The 17,879-nt window shown below is 36.5% G+C and carries 23 protein-coding genes; 4 read left to right on the top strand and 19 right to left on the bottom strand.

All coding sequences use genetic code 11. The features are described from left to right. Positions 1–2: 2 nt before the first annotated feature. The 8 genes from AAC388_RS11660 to AAC388_RS11695 form a co-directional block, all read right to left on the bottom strand. Positions 3–767 carry a 5-oxoprolinase subunit PxpA gene (locus AAC388_RS11660; protein WP_336030825.1) on the bottom strand — a complete coding sequence of 255 codons (765 nt, stop codon included), beginning with the start codon at positions 765–767 and terminating at the stop codon, positions 3–5. 34 nt (positions 768–801) lie between these two features. After that, positions 802–2,055, bottom strand: a complete 1,254-nt coding sequence (locus AAC388_RS11665; protein ID WP_336030823.1) for an NRAMP family divalent metal transporter — start codon at positions 2,053–2,055, stop codon at positions 802–804. Positions 2,056–2,397: 342 nt separating this feature from the next. Beyond that, on the bottom strand, positions 2,398–3,309 hold the full coding sequence (gene mumR / locus AAC388_RS11670; RefSeq protein ID WP_014206319.1) for a LysR family transcriptional regulator MumR: 912 nt from the start codon (positions 3,307–3,309) through the stop codon (positions 2,398–2,400). A gap of 92 nt (positions 3,310–3,401) precedes the next feature. Next, entirely contained in the window at positions 3,402–3,581 is a 180-nt protein-coding gene (locus AAC388_RS11675) for a zf-HC2 domain-containing protein (protein ID WP_017400102.1), read from the bottom strand. After that, on the bottom strand, positions 3,575–4,195 hold the full coding sequence (locus AAC388_RS11680; protein ID WP_005070082.1) for an RNA polymerase factor sigma-70: 621 nt from the start codon (positions 4,193–4,195) through the stop codon (positions 3,575–3,577). Before AAC388_RS11680 ends, AAC388_RS11675 begins: the two co-directional genes overlap by 7 nt. Continuing rightward, positions 4,192–4,953, bottom strand: a complete 762-nt coding sequence (locus AAC388_RS11685; protein WP_086354875.1) for a putative DNA-binding domain-containing protein — start codon at positions 4,951–4,953, stop codon at positions 4,192–4,194. The genes AAC388_RS11680 and AAC388_RS11685 overlap by 4 nt, the downstream gene beginning before the upstream one ends. Beyond that, entirely contained in the window at positions 4,904–5,767 is an 864-nt protein-coding gene (locus tag AAC388_RS11690) for a DUF692 domain-containing protein (protein WP_086354876.1), read from the bottom strand. Before AAC388_RS11690 ends, AAC388_RS11685 begins: the two co-directional genes overlap by 50 nt. Before the next feature lie 69 nt (positions 5,768–5,836). Beyond that, positions 5,837–6,145: a hypothetical protein gene (locus AAC388_RS11695; RefSeq protein WP_002122109.1), complete on the bottom strand. Its 309-nt coding sequence runs from the start codon at positions 6,143–6,145 to the stop codon at positions 5,837–5,839. 163 nt (positions 6,146–6,308) lie between these two features. On the opposite strand from AAC388_RS11695, the gene AAC388_RS11700 reads away from it, so the two are divergent. Next, positions 6,309–6,911: a DoxX family protein gene (locus AAC388_RS11700; RefSeq protein ID WP_017403058.1), complete on the top strand. Its 603-nt coding sequence runs from the start codon at positions 6,309–6,311 to the stop codon at positions 6,909–6,911. Between the two features lie 129 nt (positions 6,912–7,040). Here AAC388_RS11700 and AAC388_RS11705 read toward each other — a convergent pair whose 3' ends face one another. The 10 genes from AAC388_RS11705 to AAC388_RS11750 all read right to left on the bottom strand — a co-directional run bounded on the left by AAC388_RS11705 (position 7,041) and on the right by AAC388_RS11750 (position 13,737). After that, positions 7,041–7,985: a DUF4424 family protein gene (locus AAC388_RS11705; RefSeq protein ID WP_213034687.1), complete on the bottom strand. Its 945-nt coding sequence runs from the start codon at positions 7,983–7,985 to the stop codon at positions 7,041–7,043. A gap of 124 nt (positions 7,986–8,109) precedes the next feature. Then, on the bottom strand, positions 8,110–8,454 hold the full coding sequence (locus tag AAC388_RS11710; protein ID WP_039757792.1) for a hypothetical protein: 345 nt from the start codon (positions 8,452–8,454) through the stop codon (positions 8,110–8,112). A 311-nt stretch (positions 8,455–8,765) separates the two neighbouring features. Then, positions 8,766–9,224 (bottom strand): hypothetical protein, encoded by a 459-nt coding sequence (locus tag AAC388_RS11715; RefSeq protein WP_017387211.1) that lies wholly within the window; start codon positions 9,222–9,224, stop codon positions 8,766–8,768. Positions 9,225–9,474: 250 nt separating this feature from the next. Beyond that, the gene (locus AAC388_RS11720; RefSeq protein WP_032003275.1) at positions 9,475–9,669 is read right to left on the bottom strand and encodes a hypothetical protein; all 195 of its coding nucleotides are present in this window, start codon (positions 9,667–9,669) and stop codon (positions 9,475–9,477) included. Positions 9,670–9,842: 173 nt separating this feature from the next. Then, a complete protein-coding gene (locus tag AAC388_RS11725; RefSeq protein ID WP_213034688.1) occupies positions 9,843–10,160 on the bottom strand; it encodes a hypothetical protein in 318 nt (105 codons plus the stop codon). 162 nt (positions 10,161–10,322) lie between these two features. Continuing rightward, entirely contained in the window at positions 10,323–11,015 is a 693-nt protein-coding gene (locus AAC388_RS11730) for a hypothetical protein (RefSeq protein WP_336030815.1), read from the bottom strand. A gap of 2 nt (positions 11,016–11,017) precedes the next feature. Then, positions 11,018–11,575, bottom strand: coding sequence for a hypothetical protein (locus tag AAC388_RS11735; protein ID WP_284091084.1), 558 nt, complete (start codon positions 11,573–11,575; stop codon positions 11,018–11,020). A gap of 175 nt (positions 11,576–11,750) precedes the next feature. Then, entirely contained in the window at positions 11,751–12,455 is a 705-nt protein-coding gene (locus tag AAC388_RS11740; RefSeq protein WP_086354879.1) for a hypothetical protein, read from the bottom strand. A gap of 360 nt (positions 12,456–12,815) precedes the next feature. Continuing rightward, on the bottom strand, positions 12,816–13,049 hold the full coding sequence (locus tag AAC388_RS11745; RefSeq protein ID WP_060465911.1) for a hypothetical protein: 234 nt from the start codon (positions 13,047–13,049) through the stop codon (positions 12,816–12,818). Between the two features lie 133 nt (positions 13,050–13,182). Beyond that, positions 13,183–13,737 carry a TetR/AcrR family transcriptional regulator gene (locus tag AAC388_RS11750; RefSeq protein WP_213034695.1) on the bottom strand — a complete coding sequence of 185 codons (555 nt, stop codon included), beginning with the start codon at positions 13,735–13,737 and terminating at the stop codon, positions 13,183–13,185. A gap of 707 nt (positions 13,738–14,444) precedes the next feature. Here AAC388_RS11750 and AAC388_RS11755 point away from each other — a divergent pair. After that, positions 14,445–15,203, top strand: a complete 759-nt coding sequence (locus AAC388_RS11755; RefSeq protein ID WP_342370664.1) for an HD domain-containing protein — start codon at positions 14,445–14,447, stop codon at positions 15,201–15,203. A 136-nt stretch (positions 15,204–15,339) separates the two neighbouring features. Continuing rightward, entirely contained in the window at positions 15,340–15,960 is a 621-nt protein-coding gene (locus tag AAC388_RS11760; RefSeq protein ID WP_017386638.1) for an NUDIX hydrolase, read from the top strand. A gap of 79 nt (positions 15,961–16,039) precedes the next feature. On the opposite strand, the gene AAC388_RS11765 is transcribed toward AAC388_RS11760, so the two are convergent. After that, positions 16,040–16,639: a TetR/AcrR family transcriptional regulator gene (locus tag AAC388_RS11765; RefSeq protein ID WP_342370665.1), complete on the bottom strand. Its 600-nt coding sequence runs from the start codon at positions 16,637–16,639 to the stop codon at positions 16,040–16,042. A gap of 180 nt (positions 16,640–16,819) precedes the next feature. On the opposite strand from AAC388_RS11765, the gene AAC388_RS11770 reads away from it, so the two are divergent. Further along, a complete protein-coding gene (locus AAC388_RS11770; RefSeq protein ID WP_342370666.1) occupies positions 16,820–17,872 on the top strand; it encodes a sugar phosphate isomerase/epimerase in 1,053 nt (350 codons plus the stop codon). The last annotated feature ends 7 nt before the right edge of the window (positions 17,873–17,879 follow it).

Here is a 17,879-nt window from a genome sequence, read left to right on the forward strand (position 1 = left end):
CCTTATGCTTTATTTACAAATGGGCAGATTTCAATATTGTTTTTTAAAAGCTCAGCTTTAATGGCAGCCGACATCTCTAGCGCACCGTCGGTATCGCCATGTAGGCAAATAGTGTCGGCTTGAATTGGGGTAAATACGCCATCAATTGACTCAACTCCACCATTTTTAAGCATAGACACCACACGGCTCGCAACAAATGCCGAGTCGTGTAAAACCGCACCTTCTAAACGGCGAGACACCAATGAGCCATCGCTGTTATAAGCACGGTCTGCAAATGCTTCAGACACAACTTTTAAACCCGCAGCTCGTGCCTGCTCTACCAAGTTTGACCCAGCTAAAGCCACTAAGACCAGTTCAGGGTTATACATTTTAATGGCATCAATCACGGCTGCTGCCTGAGCTTGGTCATGTGCAATGGTGTTGTAGAGCGCGCCATGTGGTTTAACGTATTGCACTTTTGAGCCTGCTACTTTCGCCAAACCATCGAGTGCAGAAATTTGGTAAAGCACATCGGCAATCAATTCGTCACGTGACAAATCCATATTACGGCGGCCAAAGCCTACAAGGTCTGGGTAAGACACATGGGCTCCAATAGTCACACCCAACTCAACGGCTTTACGAACCGTTTTTAAAATGCCGAGCGGGTCGCCCGCATGAAAGCCACAAGCAATATTGGCACTGGTCACGACAGGTAAAATCTGGTCATCATTACCCATTTTCCATGAGCCAAAGCTTTCACCCAAATCACTATTTAAATCTACAAACATGGCATTATTCCTTTATTACTTAACAACGTCTGGCTTAAAGCTTGGTCAAATAGTTAAACACAGTCGTAAACGACATGTAGCCCATCCACCACGTTAACAGACATGTTAATCCACCCAAAATAAGCAACCATTTTGGATAGTTATAATTACCCATCAAATCTTTACGGCATGCGGCAACATACACAAAAATTGTAAGGCCAATTGGCAACACCAAACCGTTAAAACCACCTACGAAAATGAGTAGACCTGCCGGAGTTGCACCCAATAACACATAGAGTAATAAAGCCAATGCGATAAAGGTAATGGTCGTATAATTGGTTTGTTTTGGTGTTAAGTTCTTTTTAAACGCAGTAAAGAATGACACCGAAGTATATGCTGCGCCAATGGTGCTACTAATCCCTGCTGCCCAGAAAATTAAGCCGAATAATTTAAAACCAAATGTACCCGCTGCATATTGGAATGCTTGAGCTGCTGGGTTAGCGTCATGGCTGGCTAAATCAATGGTTGCACCGCTCACCACCACACCTAAAAAAGCCAAGAACAATACATAGCGCATGATGCCGACTACAACAATGCCCTTGGTCGCAGCTTTAGCAACTTCATCAATATTTTCAGGGCCAACAGCGCCTTTATCGAGTAAACGATGTGCACCTGCATAACAAATATAGCCACCAACCGTACCGCCAACAATGGTGGTAATAATGGCAAAGTCGATCTGATCTGGAGCAAAGGTTTGATGTAAAGCTTGCCCAACTGGAGGCATCACAATGACAGCAACGATAATAATCAGGAGGATTTTAAGTAATCCCAACACGATCATGCTTTTATCCATGGCAAGTGTTGCTTTTCTTGATGCAAAAATCAAAATGGCTAATGCACCACTTAAAATACCGCCCCACTTTGTGTCTAGGCCAAAAAGCGCATTTAAACCTAAAGCTGCACCGGCAATGTTACCGACACTAAAGAAAAACCCGCCCAAAATCACCAGAAACGCCAGTAAATAACCACTACCCGGTAATGCTTTATTGGCAATGTCTGATGCACGCATTTGAGTAAGTGTGACCACTCGCCAAATATTTTGTTGAACCACATAATCAATCAGAATGGAAACTAAAATGGCAAAGCCAAATGCCGCGCCTAACTTGACTGTAAATACAGCAGTTTGGGTTAAAAATCCTGGCCCCATTGCAGAGGTCGCCATCATAAAGATCGAGGCCACAATGGCCCATTGGCGATCTGATAAAAAAGAAGATTTCAGTAAAGACATATTAATGCGTTCCTCATCCATTTGAGCTTAACAACGCTATTTTCAAGTTGAACCAAGAACACCATTTTTTGTCCCAAACGATATTCTTTAATCCTTTAAAATGACAAAGATTCCCTGTTCCCAATCAACACAATCGGTGATCAAATCTTGTGTCTAAAATAAAAACATAGCTAATCCCTACGGACAATAAGACTTTTTACATTAAGTTAAAAATTTAAACGATTGATTTTAAATAGTTTAGTATTTATTAAAAAATCAAGATAAGCTTTACTTATTGAAGTTAATAAGCTGCTTTTATGGTTTTACATATAAAACAGCTTTTTTAAATAATAAAAAATGGGATAAAAGACACACAAAAATAGCTTATTTTTTAATTTGCTCATTGAGTCTTTTCATAGCGCATTCAGAGACCTTAACCGCAACTTCGGTCAATTTCTCTTTTAAGGCCACATCGTTTCCTTGAATGTAAATCGAGGTGAAATGGAACGTCTTTAACTGAATAGGCGTATTTAATATTTCTAGTCGGCCATCAGTAATTTCTTTTAATGCCGTTAAGGTCGGCACCACAGCAATGCCTAAGCCCTGCTCGGCTAAACGCAACAGCGTTGCCAATGAATAGCTGGTAATTGAAAGTGGTTCATCAATTCCTTGTTCTTTCATTCGTGCTTTCAATTCTTTATAGGGATAGGTAATTTTTGGATAAGTTAAAATGGTATGTGACATTAAAGTTTTAAAAGACATTTGAGCAACACCACCTTTAAATGAAGGTGAGGCCAAGAAACTTAGTTCAAAGTCACACAAAGCTTGTTCAATACACTCAAAAGCTAAAGTTGGCCCAAGTAAAAAAGCCATGTCTAAGTCGCCTGTCCGAACACCTTCCTGTAAGTTAGGCGTAAGGTCTACCACAATTTCTACTGAAATTTTTGGGAACTCTTGTTGAACCTTTTCGATATATTCAACTAACCACGTATAGACAATAGTTTCGGAAACGCCTAAACGAATGGTGCCAGTCAGGTGCTGGTTTTCAGTCAGTTCAGCCACCAGATCGGTCTCTAGTCGCATAAATTTTTCGGCATACTTAAATAAAGTTAAGCCTTTGTGTGTTGGTTTAAGCTGCCGATAACTTCGATCTAAGACTTTAAAGCCTAATTCATTTTCAAGAGATGTGATTTTTTGAGAGACCGCAGGCTGGGTGGTTTGTAATTTAGTCGCGGCCTTATTGAAGCTCTTTAAAGTCACAACCCAATAAAATGCTTCAAGATTCTTTAAATTCACGTTTCATCCTGTCTTAAAAAAACTCCTTTACTTTTATAGTATGGGAGTTGTTAGCGTGATTAGGCTAGCAATAAATAAATTTTTAAATAAAATTAGCCATCTAAATTTTTAAATGCTTTAGAAAGCTGACTAATTGTTTTGATCTGTTTTGAATAACGGCGGCATGATCGGCACGCCAATAAATGCAGTTGTAAACCACTTTGCTCACGTAATAATAATGGTCTATCTTGCTTTTCAGACAACAGTTGAGTGGCTTGTCGACATGTCAGCATGAACAATCCTCCTTCAATAACCATTTATTTTCTAAACATTCACGTAGTCTGGTACGACTCCGATACATCAACACATTAAAGTTTGAGATAGACAATTCCAACTTGCTACAGATTTCGTTCGAGCTCAGCTCTATCACTTCTCTCATCATAAAAACTTGAGCATATTTGGCAGGTAAATGATTTAAACAAGCTTCAAAAATTATCCAGAAATCTGCCTGCTCCATCATTTCTTCCGGGCTTTGCCATGCTTGAGGCGCTTCATATTTGTGCCAATGTCCAGAAGCATCAAATAGTGCATCAATACTCAGTTCACTTTCCTCATCTTTAAATAATTCAGTCATTGCGACCAAGCGTGACTTTTGCCGAATCACATCAATAATTTTATTTTTTAAAATGGCAAATACCCATGTTTTGAACGCAGCCCGCCCTTTAAATGAATCTAAATGCTGGAAAGCACTCGTTAATGCCTCTTGCACCACATCTTCAGCTTGAGGAAGAGAAGAAAGCTGTAAAAAAGCAAATTTTATCATTTGCTGTCTTAAGTCTTGTAAAAAAGCTGGATTATGCAACTGATCTTCTATTTCTTCATGATCTGATGCCACGGCTGAAGTCATCCCTCTACCTCTTTAAAATTATGCGAAGCTTGAATTAATCGCATTCGAGTTAACAGCGCTTTTAGTTCTTGAATTTGCAGATAAATATCATGTTCAGATAAATCAGTGAGTACAGGTTGAATGAATGTATGAATATCTTGGTCAGTTAACTCTATATTTTGAGTCAACTGTTCAATCACCATAGCAAACAAAGGCGAAAGCTGTTCAATACATACTTTGTCTTGTTCATCTCGCCAAACCATAATTGCTCCAGGCATAGGCTCGACCTGTTCTGGAGTCATTAAAGTTGTCCACCTATAAACGGGATATTGATAAACCAATACCCATACTTTCGTGGTTAATTGCCAATCACAGTTTTCCTGCAACACTACTTTTTCAATTTCAACAGTGTCTAAATACAACTCAAGCCATTCAAACTGCAACAACTCAGCCAACCAAGGATATTCTTGCAATATCGGGTGCTGCTGATTTGTCAAATATTCTCTAAATTCCAGAGAAATATCATTATATAAAGGCGAGCGGCACTGGGCTTTTTGAAAAAAGTCCGAGAGTAATTGTTGCCACTTTAACTCTGGCAACATCGCACGAGCCACGGGATAAACTAAATCAATAAATGAACAGATATTATTAAAAAGTAAGTCTCGATAAATATGCATTCGTTCGGCAGGAAGAGCTTGAGGTAATTCCAAATCAGGATCTCTAATCCAGTCACAAAACTGTTGTTGCATGGTTTGGAAGGATATTTGATTTTCCTTCATAGCCACTCTCCTGTTGTTGAATTACTTTAATTTTGGCTAGCTCCTCTTCTAGCTCTCGCCATGAGGGAATATTAAAGTCGCGTTCAAGTAAAGTTGCTTTCACACCACACACTTGATAGGTATATCTCAATAGCTCCCATACGCGATCACAAACTTCTGCGCCATGCGTATCAATTAATAAATTTTTCTGAACTTGTTCATGTCCAGCAATATGTAAATAACGGATTCTTTCTTTTGGCATATCCCGAATAAATGCAAATGCATCACTGCCATGGTTAATACTGTTGACATAGACATTATTTACATCCAGAAGCAAATCACAGTCTGCATATTGAAGAACTTCACGAATAAATTCCGCTTCACTCATTTGGGCATTGGGCATTAAATAAGTAGAAACATTCTCTATGACTAATCGTCTTCCTAAAATATCTTGAACACGTAAAATACGTTCAGCGACATATTTAACAGCCGCTTCGGTCATGGGGATTGGCAACAAATCATATAGATAGCCCCCATCATTTGTATAACTTAAATGTTCAGAATAAATAGAGACATCATATTGTTCTAAAAAGCTTTTTATTTTTCCGATAAATTCAAGATTGAGTGGATGAGGACCGCCAATAGACAATGACAGGCCGTGACAAATTAATGGGGCTTTTTCAACACACTGTGCGAGTAATTTCGCATGTCGACCACCAAAACCTAGCCAGTTTTCAGGAGCAACTTCGATAAAATCGGGACATGTTTTTGCATCTAAAAACGAATCTATAAAATCACGTCTTAAACCCAGCCCTACGCCTGACAAATCCATCATGGTGATTTCTCCTTTTGGAAATGATGCCGGCACTTACTAGAAGGCCGACATCATCCATGATCAGATCGTTTACTTAGCGCCGCACTTACCGTCAGCGACTTTTTTATCTGCACCGCACTTGCCGTCCGCTGCTTTTTTGGTTGCTCCACATTTACCATCAGCTGCTTTTTTATCTGCACCACATTTTGCTTCGGCAGACTTTTCGTGGTTTTTCATTTTGTTAGCACCGCATTTTGCTTCACCGCATTTTCCATCTGCTGCTTTGGTTGCATGTGCTTCGGTTGTTGTATGGGTTGCTGCTACCGCCACTTGTGTAGCGCCAGCAACTGAAAGTGCTAATAATGCCGCCACTGAAGTCATTGAATTGAGCTTGTTCATGTTAGTATTCCTTTAAAGATAAATTCTCGGTTTGTACATTTGTACGTATAGTTAGACGGACCAAATCCTTTTTTATTACACCGTAAATAAAATTTTTTTTATGTAAGAAATACAGTTTTTATCCGACTAATTAATATTCAATCGCATCGGATGTGAAATTATCATGAAGAATTTTATTTATGGCTTATCTCAATATTATCAAAAACTGGGTAAAACTCTACAACATGCGGACGGCATCGCAGCTCTGGCTCTTCGATTATATTTAGTTCCTATATTTTGGATGGCGGGCACAAATAAATTAATGCACTTTAATGACATTGTAGAATGGTTTGGCAACTCAGATGGAGGTTTAGGACTTCCGTTTCCGTATTTAATGGCATTACTTGCAACAACGGCGGAGCTAGCAGGTGCAATACTATTAACATTTGGCCTCTTTACTCGCTTAATTAGCATCCCACTCATGATTACCATGTTGGTTGCCATATTTACGGTCCATCTACCGAATGGATGGCAAGCGATTGCTGATCCGAATGCGCCCTTTGCAAACATGCAGGTCTTGGCCTCGGCTGAAAAGTTAGAGAAAGCTCGCGAAATATTACAAACCTACGGCAATTATGACTGGCTCACGTCTAGTGGTTCGTTTGTAATTTTAAATAATGGAATTGAGTTTGCCACTACGTATTTAGTCATGCTACTCGCACTGCTTGTTCTTGGAGGCGGCCGTTATTTCAGTTTAGATTATTGGATTAAAAAGAAACTGCTCTAATTAATCATTACGCCAAGAATCCTACTGACAGCAACATAGAGCATCTTTTTTCTTATTGTGTGCCATGTCTGGTTCATGACACACAATCAATATTGAGGCAATTTGGTCAAACCAGAAACTGATATCAAATTATCTAACTCTCACAAAAATAATATCTAGGTCTTTTTTGGGTACAAACTTAGTCTTGGTCATTTGAAATTGAGTTGGACTAATTTTTTTAACTGGCCCATCCCAACAAAATGAAACCAGCTCATCCTTATCACGCTCAATGGTGAGCTTAAAGTTTTCAATTGGCTTTGCCCAATTTGCACCCGTCGTCAAAATATAGCCCAAAGCACTAAACGGCGAATTTTCTGCACTGGCTTTTTTTAAGCCCTGCTTAAATTGTTTATCCATACAAAATTGCTGGTTATATTCATCTGGATAGAGAGCTACAGAGCCACCGACCAAAGGTTTATATTCATGATGAATCTTAGTCAAACTATTGGATTTAAAGGTCTGCTTCCAACTATAAATCACTTGAGATGACCACGGAATCACATCATCTTTTTTAAAATTAGCTAAAATTTTCTGTATTTTCGGCTTATTACATTGTTTTAGCTTGTCTACATAATATTCATAATCATAGTTAGTGCGAGTCCACGGATTTAGCATTTCTTGTTCACTAAAACCGCATTGCTTAAACTCATCCGTTGCATCAATCAGTGGCGATTTTTCATCTTTTTGAATAAAGGTTCTGACATGCATCTCAGGTTTTATATTTTTACCATCCACCACAATTTTAAAACTTTTTAAAAGCTGTTCGGTGTGAGCAAAATCAGACTCAAAAAAATTATCAATGCGTGGTAACGGAAATAAGATGGTTTCCGTTACGTCTTTATTACTTAAGTTTTTATAAAGATAGTCGACCTTAATCAGTTTTTTACTGATGAATAGATCTTCGCTTTGCATAGCAATTTGCGAATTTTTGAGATATTGAATCCCACCCGTACCCACGTAACCCGTAGAGTCGTTGGCTAGACCATAGGTAGATAGCGAAGCTAAAACAGCAAAGGTTATTGCAAGCTTTTTCATTTTAAAGCGCTCTGTCATTTTCTAATTATAAAATATCCATCTGCAATAAAGCATAACTGTTTAAGCGTAAACGTTGTTGATTTTTTAGTGGTGACTCATCTATCTCTTTAAAATTTATAAAAAGTTAATTAAAGCTTAGTTTTTGTTTCATCATCTTTTTAGGCACACTAATTTTTCCAATAAAGTTGGTTAGCCATAAAATGCATTCATCACGATGTTCAAAGTGAGGCATCAAACTAAGGTCAATTTTTATATCTCTATCGGCCAAAGGCAAACTCAAGCAATATTCAAAGTCAATCGACTTATATTTTAACTTTAGGTCTTTTTCTTGGGCCTGTTTTTTGATTTCCGCCATGATGCGGTTAAGGTTAACAATCAAATTATTTGAAACTTGATTATTCTCATAGACACGTTCATAGACGTTTTCAGCAACGTCAATGTATTTTATAAGCTCTGCATTTTCATTCATATCGTTCACTTTCTCTTTTTTTAAAGATTATGAACTGCTAAATGTTTAATTGCGTTACTTGGTACATTAGTAATGTGAAAAATGTATTTTTTACTTTACCGACAAATATAATTAAGCAATTGATATTTATTAAAAACATTTTTTATTTTCATATTTATATACATTTAAGACTTTTGTTGAAGTTAAATTTTTCTAGTTATCACAATTAAGTAATGATCAATTTTAAGTCAAAAAAAACCGCCCCAGAAGGCGGTCGCTGAATTTAAACCAGCAGATATAGAAGTAAGGTGGACGTTTACTTCTATATTCTTTTATGAAGGAGTTTTATTAGTTTTAATAAAATCCTCAGATTTAAAATAATTGATAATCATGTCTGCATGCTCTTCTTTTGGAGGAGCAACAGTGACCGGAAACGCATCTTTCGACATCTTAAAACCTGGTGGTAAAAAGTGCGAAATTGGAGGTAACTTTGGTTTTCCACCTTCTGTGATTCGCTCAATAAATCCAGCTAACCAAAGAAGATATTCACCTTCATTTACGAACTTTGGCATAACACTCAGATCAATTTGAACTTTGCATTCACTTAACGGTTTCGTTAAGTTTTCTTCAAAGTCGATATAGTTGAACTTGAGCTTAAACTCAGTTCCTTTGATGGCTTTTCGAATCTGACTAATTAAACAGTTAAGGTTCTGAGTAATGTCATCAGTGAATAAGCTATCTTTTTTTATATTTTTATAAACCTTTTCGGCTACAGCTAGATACTTTGGCATTAACCTCTCTCCGTACTATTGTTATAAAGTTCTGATCTATGAATGTTTTCTGTCTTTGATTATGCTTAAAGTAGTGTAATTAAAGGTAGCCTTATTAGAGTGGTTTGTAAGTAGTTAGTGCTTTATGTAAATTGCACCATAAAAACTCTTAAAAAAATTAAGGTTTTGATAACTCATCCGCAAAAATGCATGGTTGAATAGAGATAATTAGAAACATTTATTTTCATATTATTTTTACCATTTGGTAAAATTAATATGTTTTCATTTGCTTATCTCGTCTTACCAGCCCTAAAACAGCTCGACGCACTCGTATTTCTTCTTCAGAAAAAGGTAAATGTTCGATGAGCTCGTAAATTGAGAGAGAATTATTTTCGATCAAGAAGCAGTCTTGCTCTGTTGTCCAATTAGTCGTAGCCGATTCAGTTTGTTTTAAATAGCGTTTCATATTTCCTAGCAGACTTAATTACACATATTAAAAGCCTGCCTTTAGGCAAGCTTATATTTCAGATTTTGAATTGATCATTATTATAGCAGTCTATAAATGGTATGTTCAGTTAATATTGTAGCTGCCCTAACTAAACATCATAAAAAGCCCACTTACTGTGGGCTTCTAAATGGTTATTGTGCGGCATTTACCCCAACAATAAACTGACTACAATTAGAACCTTCAGATGCATTACCTAATTGCTTTTCAGAGAATTTAAATTTAGAGGCAACTGACTCGTAATCTTTTTTAAGGGTTTGGCCAGTTAACTCTCCAAGCTCTTTGACTTGTTCTGGTTGTAAGATGCCATGTTCAACTGCTTGATTTACCATGACACAGGCTGTGGTCATCGCGTCATAACGCGCAGCAGTTTTAGAGTAACCTAGAGCGCCAATTACACCGCCAACAATTAAACCAATAATGACCGCTAAAGTTACGTGCATTTTATTCATTTTTTAAATACCTAAAAAATCTAACTAAACTAAAAAGGAACACTTCAAAAGATTGTGCTCAAGCCCAATTAGGATAGTCGCCTTTATAGGTTATAAAAAGTTAGATTCTGTCACATTTATTGATAGGTTAAGTGAAGTGTGTTCTATCAATTCATAAAAAAATCATGCCTTCCTAGTTCTCTTTCGTTTTTTGCTTGGCACTTCTAAAGGAATTGCCACCTTACCTGTACCTAACCCGCGAAAAAAATAATTAATGATATATAAAAATAACAAGCCAAAATAAAAAATCGGGAAAATACTAAATAAGCTGACTGCTATTTCCCAGAACATCACCCCCACTCTGTAATTATAACTAAATGCTATAAGTCCACCTTTACGTCTAGGTCTGTGCTGAGAAATATCATCATCAATAAAGTGAAAAACTCCCATAATCAAACATATAGCAAATGTAATTGAGACCAATGTCTTTTTAACTAGAGGCTTTTCTAACCAAGGGTATTTTTTTGAAGATTCAAACTCGGCTTTAAAAAAGAATTTATAAATTTCTTCTTGATAAGCTTTATTAATCCCGTGTTCTTTAATAAAAAAATAGCATACTGTACAGCCTAAAAAGAACATGACTATGGTTATATAAATGCTATAAAGAATCGTAAAAAACGGTAATGGGCCTTTTGTACCAATAGTCACATGCATAGTTTGTGTGATGTATTGATATAGCTCGTATTGCCATTCGTTTTTAGGATAAGCAGGAAATACAAATAAAGGAATAATAAAAAGAATAGAGCATAAGGCTATATTTCCTCTATTTTCTTTACTTTTCCGTGCAAGCGTAGAAAGAAAATTTTTAGAAGCCATATCTATATTTTACAATTTGGAATCATGTGTTTAGCTTTATAAAACTCATCAAAAGCCTTCATATCATTTAACCATGGAGAGATAGTTTCCAGATTACGTTTATTAATTTTTTTTGATGCCAATAGCCTTGGTGAAGAATAATTTTTCTGCTGAATTTTTTGATTATATTGTTGTACAAACATAAGCTTTAAGCATAATCCTCGAATGCCCTTATTACCAAAATATGAATACTCAGAATATTTATTTAAGACATCTTTCATTTCTTTATGTTCACCATTCCAAACATAAAATGAGCTTAATCCATTCAAATCGTTAATGTATATCTCATCATTAATGGAGTTTAACTCTAGCCCTTCTTTTAAAATAATACTATTTATTTCCACTTCATCAGATAAGTCCATCCAAAAAAAAGAAGCCATGACTTCTTCTGAAAATCTTATTCTGGCTTGCTCTGTATCCTTAGGATATACAATAAAAAAATAATACAATCCTAGAAAAATAATAAAACCTAATATAATAGAAAGTAATCTCCAAAAATTAGTACCTTTTATAATATTCATAACAAGCCATTCATTTTATTTAATATCTTGTGAACGCACTTTACTTTATGTTTTAGATGAAATCAAAAGAAGAGAGAGAAAGTTTCCTTATATGAAATATATACTTATTTTTACTGTGCTCTTTTATGTTTAAAAGAGCACTTTCTGAAGGAAACTTTGCGATATTTCTAAGTTATTAAGGTAAAAATGGCTTTGTGAGAAATACAAACCCGACAGAGAAAAAAGCATTATCATGATGAGACATTTGGTTGCCATAACTTGCGTTTAATTGAACAAAATCTTTATAGACCATGTATCGAAAACCTGTTTGGTAAAAGGCATCATTTCGGTCATTACCATATACTTCGGCAGTGAACGTTAATGGGTTAGCAAGTTGTGTTTCGGTTCCAATTCCCCACGTGGTTTGATTTTTATGTGTGGTATTTTCACGTAACCATCCCATATTGGCATGGATTAAAAATTTATCATCCAAAGTAGAAAGACTTAAAGGAACATTAAACGTCCAATCTTTCTTTGAAGAATCTTTAGTATTGATTTGAGTACCAAATGAAAAACCGATTCCCCAATCATTCGTTTCTAAAGGTTTTAATAAGGTCTTGCCTTGTAGAGTTGCATAACTGACATGCTCAGTATCATCATTTACTCTCCCCATCCCTACAGCAAATTCAAAATTGCCACCAAAATTACAGGCTGGTGTTGCCCAATATTCTTTGCTGTCAGAGTTATGCTGTGCCCATGTTTCTAGCTGACAAGTTTTTGGAGAAACAAGAGCGGCATCGTCAACAACCATAGGTCGTCCACTATAGCTTGCATTAGATAATGTGAATAAACAGAAACCAGAAATAAGTGAGCGTTTCTTTAAAGTAAATAACATTGGCATCACTCCCATAAGTCATGGAGCACATGCAAGTACTGCAACCCAACATGATTAGATCATGGGTTAATAATAGGAATGAAAAGATGAAAATAAAAAAACCTCTTCTTGCATCCACAAAAAGAGGTCTGTCAGGACTTCAGTGGATACTTAGACTATTACCGATCGACTATCGTCACTCGAACAAGTACTCACATTGAAGCTCCTAAAAATTAGTTGGGCGGATTCTAAAATTACCATTGTTAAATATCAAGTTAAAATTTCATGACAACATGGTTTAACTACGCAAGCAGATCGCAGGTATCTTTACTTTTTATATCAATGACTTTAATCATTTTTGATTTCATCAATACTCCTTTTTACTTATCATTCAGATCCATCTAGTCTAGCCTGACGAGTTTCTGTTAATTCTGCATGGAGTTTATTATATTCTTCACGGGTGATATGACCTGTCACTAATAACGTGCGCAATGTGCCATAAAGAAAGCCAATATCATAACCCAAAGCATAATCACTAACTTTATCTTCTTTAGATGAATTTCTAATGCCTTCAATACCTTGATTTAACCAATCTAATGCATCTTGTGTAGAGTATTCCATAATTCATAGATCTATATTAACAGCCCAAATATTAATAATGATCTATCTAATAAAGCAAATATAAATATTAAAAAATCTCTATTTATACTATTAGATGATCGCCCCTCATGAATACGCTTTGGACCAATTTCCCTCACCCAAACCCTAGCAAAAAATACTCAAGCAACCTTTCTCTTTCATCTGGTTTTGTGGGGTCTAAAAGCTGAACCATTGCTCCATCAATCACAAACAAAAACATGTGTGCATCTTGTTTTGAAGCATTTGCATTGGTGGTTAAAAGCAACTTATAGATTTCATTAATGAACCAGTTCCGATATTCAACTACGGCCTGATAAGCCTTTGGATGTGTTTTCGCAATTTCAAAAATAGCCTTAAATGGCAAATGGTAAAGCCCTTCTAAGTCGGCATGTAAAAAGTAAATCTTGCGCAGTTTTTCAACTAGGGTTAATTCTTTTCGAACATGGATAATTGAAATTACCTCTTGTTTCAGGCCATCTTTTTGAAAGGTTAGGCTCATTTCAATGAGACGTTCTTTTGAATGAAAGTAATTATAAAAAGTAGCTTTGGGCACTTTTACCGACTCGATAATTCGGTCTACCCCGACATTGTGAAAGCCGTATTTATTAAAGAGAAATCTTGAAGTGTGAAGCACGCTTAAAGCACGAAATGGAAGATCTGAATGTGGCATAGTTTTACCGTTATAAAAAATTATTGTTGTATATAAATGAGATATAAAAACCGCTGCCGTTTTTTGGGAGAAAAAAGGCATAGCAAAGCCCATAAAGACTGTGCTTGGCACATCTCAAGTTTTATTGTTGATTAAGTTTTTAGACGAAATAATTTAAAGCCTGAAAACCTTACGGCGATCAAACTGCTCTAAAAGTTTAAGTTGTGTCGTTATAGCTTTTGGCAAAGGCTGCCAAGAAATAATGAATGTGCAAAGCCAACTCCTTTTTATTTGGAGTTCTGCCAAAACATTATAAGTTATGGTGGCAGAACGGAAGTGGGTTCGCAGACTGGTCACACAACCAGCACACCCGAGGGTGTCCCACTCCCGTCCTACCGCAACGGGAGGGAACGAGATGGCCGCACAAAATTATTCCTCAGAGAAATAATCCTGATACGGGTGTGAATCGGTCTGCGACAACCGACTGGCAATGTAGGCCAGCAGGCAAAGGATAGTAGCCCGCCCTCTTTCAGTCAAGCACACAAAATGACATTTGCTTTAAATTAGATCATTAAAAAGTAAGGATAAATAATGAGGAAGTTATTGTTAAATTGGAGTTTATAAAACGTCTATCAATCAAAGTGCTATCTATTTCTTAAAAGATATCGCTTGCAAAAGATCAGCTACGGCAATATTTTAGAGTAATTACTCTAAAATGAGATCTAATAATGAAAACTAAAAGAATTGGTTCGTATCACTGGATGCAAGCTACCAATGGTCAGCTCAGCTTCAAAGAGAAAATTAAGTTAATTCAAAAAATTATGCTGCCAAGTATTATGGCCTCTATAAAAATAAATTACTCTCGATTCAAAACTTCCCATGATTTTGATATCGATCAGATCGTAATACCAGATACTCAAATGGTTAAAGTCGCGCTTGATGAACTAGAAGCTAAAGCAAATATATCTATCTACAATCATTCATGGCGCACCTATTTCTGGGGAGCTGCCTTAGGCAATATACAAAATCAGCAATTTGACCATGAATCACTTTTAATAGCCTCACTTTTTCATGATATTGGCTTAACTGAACAGCATATTCATAGTAAAGGTTGTAATTGTTTTACCTATGAGAGTGCTAAACAATTTGAGCTAAAGGCTAAAGAACATAGCTTTGATGAAAAGAAAAGTGAAGTTATTAGAGATGCTATTTGCTTACATATGAACGGCTATATAGATTATTCTGACCCAGCAGAAATTACTCTGTTACAGCAAGGTGCATCCTGTGATGTGATTAGTGATGGTCTATATAAACTTCCCCTATCTTTTAGAAATGAAATTTTAGAAACATACCCTAGAAAACAATTTAATAAAGAATTTATTGAGCTTATTGCTTTAGAGAGAAAAAGTTTTCCAAATTCACGGACAGGTTTATTATCTGAACTTGGTTTACCGCTCATGATTAAGTCAAATTTATATAAAGAGTAAATTTAATTAGAGCTATTAATCGTACAAAACCTATTAAGACTCAGCTTGAAATTTCAGTTAACAACTGTTTAATAGTGCTTCGTCTGAGTATGTCTTACCATAGCTAAAAGATATAAGCTTGAAGGCGTCTGTTGCAATGAATGACTCAGTGAAGTGGTTAGAAACTTTAAATAAAATTACTGGTATTGCTCAAACAGGTTTACATTATTCAAAAGATGTTTATGACAAAGAACGTTATGAACAACTCTTAGGGCACATTGAGTATTTATTAGAATTAAAAGAAATCAAAACAGAAAATTTTATTAATAACGTGCTCCAAGATGTAGGTTATGCCACTCCCAAACTAGATGTCAGAGCAGTTGTTTTTAAAGAAAATAAATTATTATTAGCAAAAGAAATTGGAGATGGGCGATGGTCTGTTCCGGGTGGATGGGCTGACGTAGGTTACTCAGCATCGGAAAATGCTGAAAAAGAGGTTCTAGAAGAGACAGGTTTACGAGTTAAGGCCATTAAATTATTAGCTTTAACTGATAGAACCAAGCACCCACACCCTCCCATGTTTTTACATGTGTATAAGGCTTTCTTCTGGTGTGAAATTATTGATGGTGAACTGACACCAAGTATTGAAACACCCGAAGTTGGATTCTTTGGTAGAGATGAGTTACCGCCTATTTCTACAGCACGGGTAACAGAAGAACAAATACAGCAATTTTTTGATTATTTAGAGTCAGTACCAGAAATTACTAAGTTTGATTAGTTAAAAAAATCAATGTAAGGCAGATCTCTTATATTTAGAGTTCTGCCAACATATCTTAAATTTAATAAATATAAATTAATTAGGCACTTACAATATATTGATCAAGATTTTTCAATGCAAAATGAATCACCTGAGAAAGCTCTTCTTGAGAATATCCATCTCTTGCCTGAACAGATAGCCCATGAAGAACAAGCGCGTAATATTGCCCTAAGGTTTTAGGGTCAGCCTCTGCCACCAATTGTCCATCTGATTTTGCTTGAACAAATCGATCGACCAGACTTTGGCCTCGTGCAATACGCTGTTCTTTCATCCATTCCAAAACAGCTTGGTTTTCTTCACCTAACACGCTCGCTGCCGACACAACCATACACCCATACGGATGGTTGGCTTGCGTATAAAGCGCTAGTGCATCTGCAAATAATTGGTTAATTGCATCCTTAATATTTTTTTGCTTTAAGGCATTTAAGGCGAAATTACCTTCATTTTTTTCGTAGTGATTTACGGCCTCTCTAAACAAGGCCTCCTTTGAGCCAAATGCTTTATAAATTCGAGCAGAGGCAATCCCCAAAACTTCAACTAAATCTGACATGGATGTGCCTTCATAACCGTGAAGCCAGAAGAAATCTCTCGCTTTTACGAGGGCTTCTTCTCGATCAAACTCTCTTGGTCTGCCAGCCATAATGACCCTTTATCAAATTTAGTACCTCTTTTTATTATTATTCGAAAAAAATATTTTCACAAATAAATCAATGAGATTTATTAAAAATAGTCTCCCTTTGTTTTGATTTTCAAATAAAAAGTTGTTTTTCTCAAAAATTAAGCCTATTGTTTGTCGATCGACAACTAATTAGGTTTTGTTATGAAAACGATCAAAGGTCCTAGTATTCACCTTGCTCAATTTAGCGATGACATTTCCCCTTTTAACCGTCTAGAAGATATTGCTGCTTGGGTGTCAGACCAAGGATTTGAAGCGGTACAACTTCCTGCTTGGGATAAGCGTTTATTTGATGTTAATTTGGCAGCAGAAAGCCAAGATTATTGCGATGAAATATTAAGTACTTTAAGCAATCACGGCTTAAAAATTAGTGAGTTAACGACTCATATCTTTGGGCAGTTAATGGCTGTGCATCCTGCTTATGACTCAATGTGCGATAACTTTGCCCCATCTCATTTACATGGTAATTCAGTAGCTAGAACCGAATGGGCAAAACAACAAATGCTCGCTTCAATTCATGCATCTGCCCGCTTAGGTCTTAAAGATATGGGAACATTTTCAGGCTCTTTGGCATGGCCTTATGTATTTCCATTTCCACAAAGACCATCAGGGCTCATAGAAACGGCGTTTGATGAATTAGCGCGTCGCTGGCTTCCTATTTTGAATGCTTGTGATGAACAAGACGTCAACCTTTGCTATGAAATTCACCCCGGTGAAGATTTGCATGACGGCATTACATTTGAAATGTTTTTAGAGCGGACTCGCAACCACCCTCGTTGCCATATTCTTTTTGACCCAAGCCATTTTGTTTTGCAACAACTGAACTATCTGGAATATATCGATATCTATAAAGATTTCATTCGCATGTTTCATGTTAAAGATGCCGAATTTAATCCAACTGGCCGCCAAGGAATGTATAGCGGCTATCAAAGCTGGGGAAATCGAGCGGGTCGATTCCGTTCTACGGGTGATGGTCAAGTTGACTTTAAAGCAATTTTTTCAAAGTTAGCGCATTACGACTACGAAGGCTGGGCAACGTTGGAGTGGGAATGCTGCCTAAAAAATAAAGACGATGGCGCACGCGAAGGTGCCGAGTTCATTAAGCAAAATATTATTCATGTCACCGATAAAGTATTTGATGACTTTGCTGCGGCCCCTGTGAATCAGACTCAAATTAATCAGTTATTAGGGATTTAAGGAATCG

It is taken from the genome of Acinetobacter sp. D009 (assembly GCF_038562025.1).
Lineage (GTDB): Bacteria > Pseudomonadota > Gammaproteobacteria > Pseudomonadales > Moraxellaceae > Acinetobacter > Acinetobacter pittii.

Coding starts and splice junctions, on each gene's coding strand:
- AAC388_RS11725 (WP_213034688.1), bottom strand. CDS start 10,160: ATGAATAAAATGCACGTAACTTTAGCGGTCATTATTGGTTTAATTGTT.
- AAC388_RS11660 (WP_336030825.1), bottom strand. CDS start 767: ATGTTTGTAGATTTAAATAGTGATTTGGGTGAAAGCTTTGGCTCATGG.
- AAC388_RS11720 (WP_032003275.1), bottom strand. CDS start 9,669: ATGAAACGCTATTTAAAACAAACTGAATCGGCTACGACTAATTGGACA.
- AAC388_RS11715 (WP_017387211.1), bottom strand. CDS start 9,224: ATGCCAAAGTATCTAGCTGTAGCCGAAAAGGTTTATAAAAATATAAAA.
- AAC388_RS11690 (WP_086354876.1), bottom strand. CDS start 5,767: ATGATGGATTTGTCAGGCGTAGGGCTGGGTTTAAGACGTGATTTTATA.
- AAC388_RS11760 (WP_017386638.1), top strand. CDS start 15,340: ATGAATGACTCAGTGAAGTGGTTAGAAACTTTAAATAAAATTACTGGT.
- AAC388_RS11755 (WP_342370664.1), top strand. CDS start 14,445: ATGAAAACTAAAAGAATTGGTTCGTATCACTGGATGCAAGCTACCAAT.
- AAC388_RS11675 (WP_017400102.1), bottom strand. CDS start 3,581: ATGCTGACATGTCGACAAGCCACTCAACTGTTGTCTGAAAAGCAAGAT.
- AAC388_RS11685 (WP_086354875.1), bottom strand. CDS start 4,953: ATGAAGGAAAATCAAATATCCTTCCAAACCATGCAACAACAGTTTTGT.
- AAC388_RS11745 (WP_060465911.1), bottom strand. CDS start 13,049: ATGGAATACTCTACACAAGATGCATTAGATTGGTTAAATCAAGGTATT.
- AAC388_RS11740 (WP_086354879.1), bottom strand. CDS start 12,455: ATGCCAATGTTATTTACTTTAAAGAAACGCTCACTTATTTCTGGTTTC.
- AAC388_RS11710 (WP_039757792.1), bottom strand. CDS start 8,454: ATGAATGAAAATGCAGAGCTTATAAAATACATTGACGTTGCTGAAAAC.
- AAC388_RS11730 (WP_336030815.1), bottom strand. CDS start 11,015: ATGGCTTCTAAAAATTTTCTTTCTACGCTTGCACGGAAAAGTAAAGAA.
- AAC388_RS11705 (WP_213034687.1), bottom strand. CDS start 7,985: ATGAAAAAGCTTGCAATAACCTTTGCTGTTTTAGCTTCGCTATCTACC.
- AAC388_RS11700 (WP_017403058.1), top strand. CDS start 6,309: ATGAAGAATTTTATTTATGGCTTATCTCAATATTATCAAAAACTGGGT.
- AAC388_RS11680 (WP_005070082.1), bottom strand. CDS start 4,195: ATGACTTCAGCCGTGGCATCAGATCATGAAGAAATAGAAGATCAGTTG.
- AAC388_RS11770 (WP_342370666.1), top strand. CDS start 16,820: ATGAAAACGATCAAAGGTCCTAGTATTCACCTTGCTCAATTTAGCGAT.
- AAC388_RS11750 (WP_213034695.1), bottom strand. CDS start 13,737: ATGCCACATTCAGATCTTCCATTTCGTGCTTTAAGCGTGCTTCACACT.
- AAC388_RS11735 (WP_284091084.1), bottom strand. CDS start 11,575: ATGAATATTATAAAAGGTACTAATTTTTGGAGATTACTTTCTATTATA.
- AAC388_RS11765 (WP_342370665.1), bottom strand. CDS start 16,639: ATGGCTGGCAGACCAAGAGAGTTTGATCGAGAAGAAGCCCTCGTAAAA.
- AAC388_RS11695 (WP_002122109.1), bottom strand. CDS start 6,145: ATGAACAAGCTCAATTCAATGACTTCAGTGGCGGCATTATTAGCACTT.
- AAC388_RS11665 (WP_336030823.1), bottom strand. CDS start 2,055: ATGGATGAGGAACGCATTAATATGTCTTTACTGAAATCTTCTTTTTTA.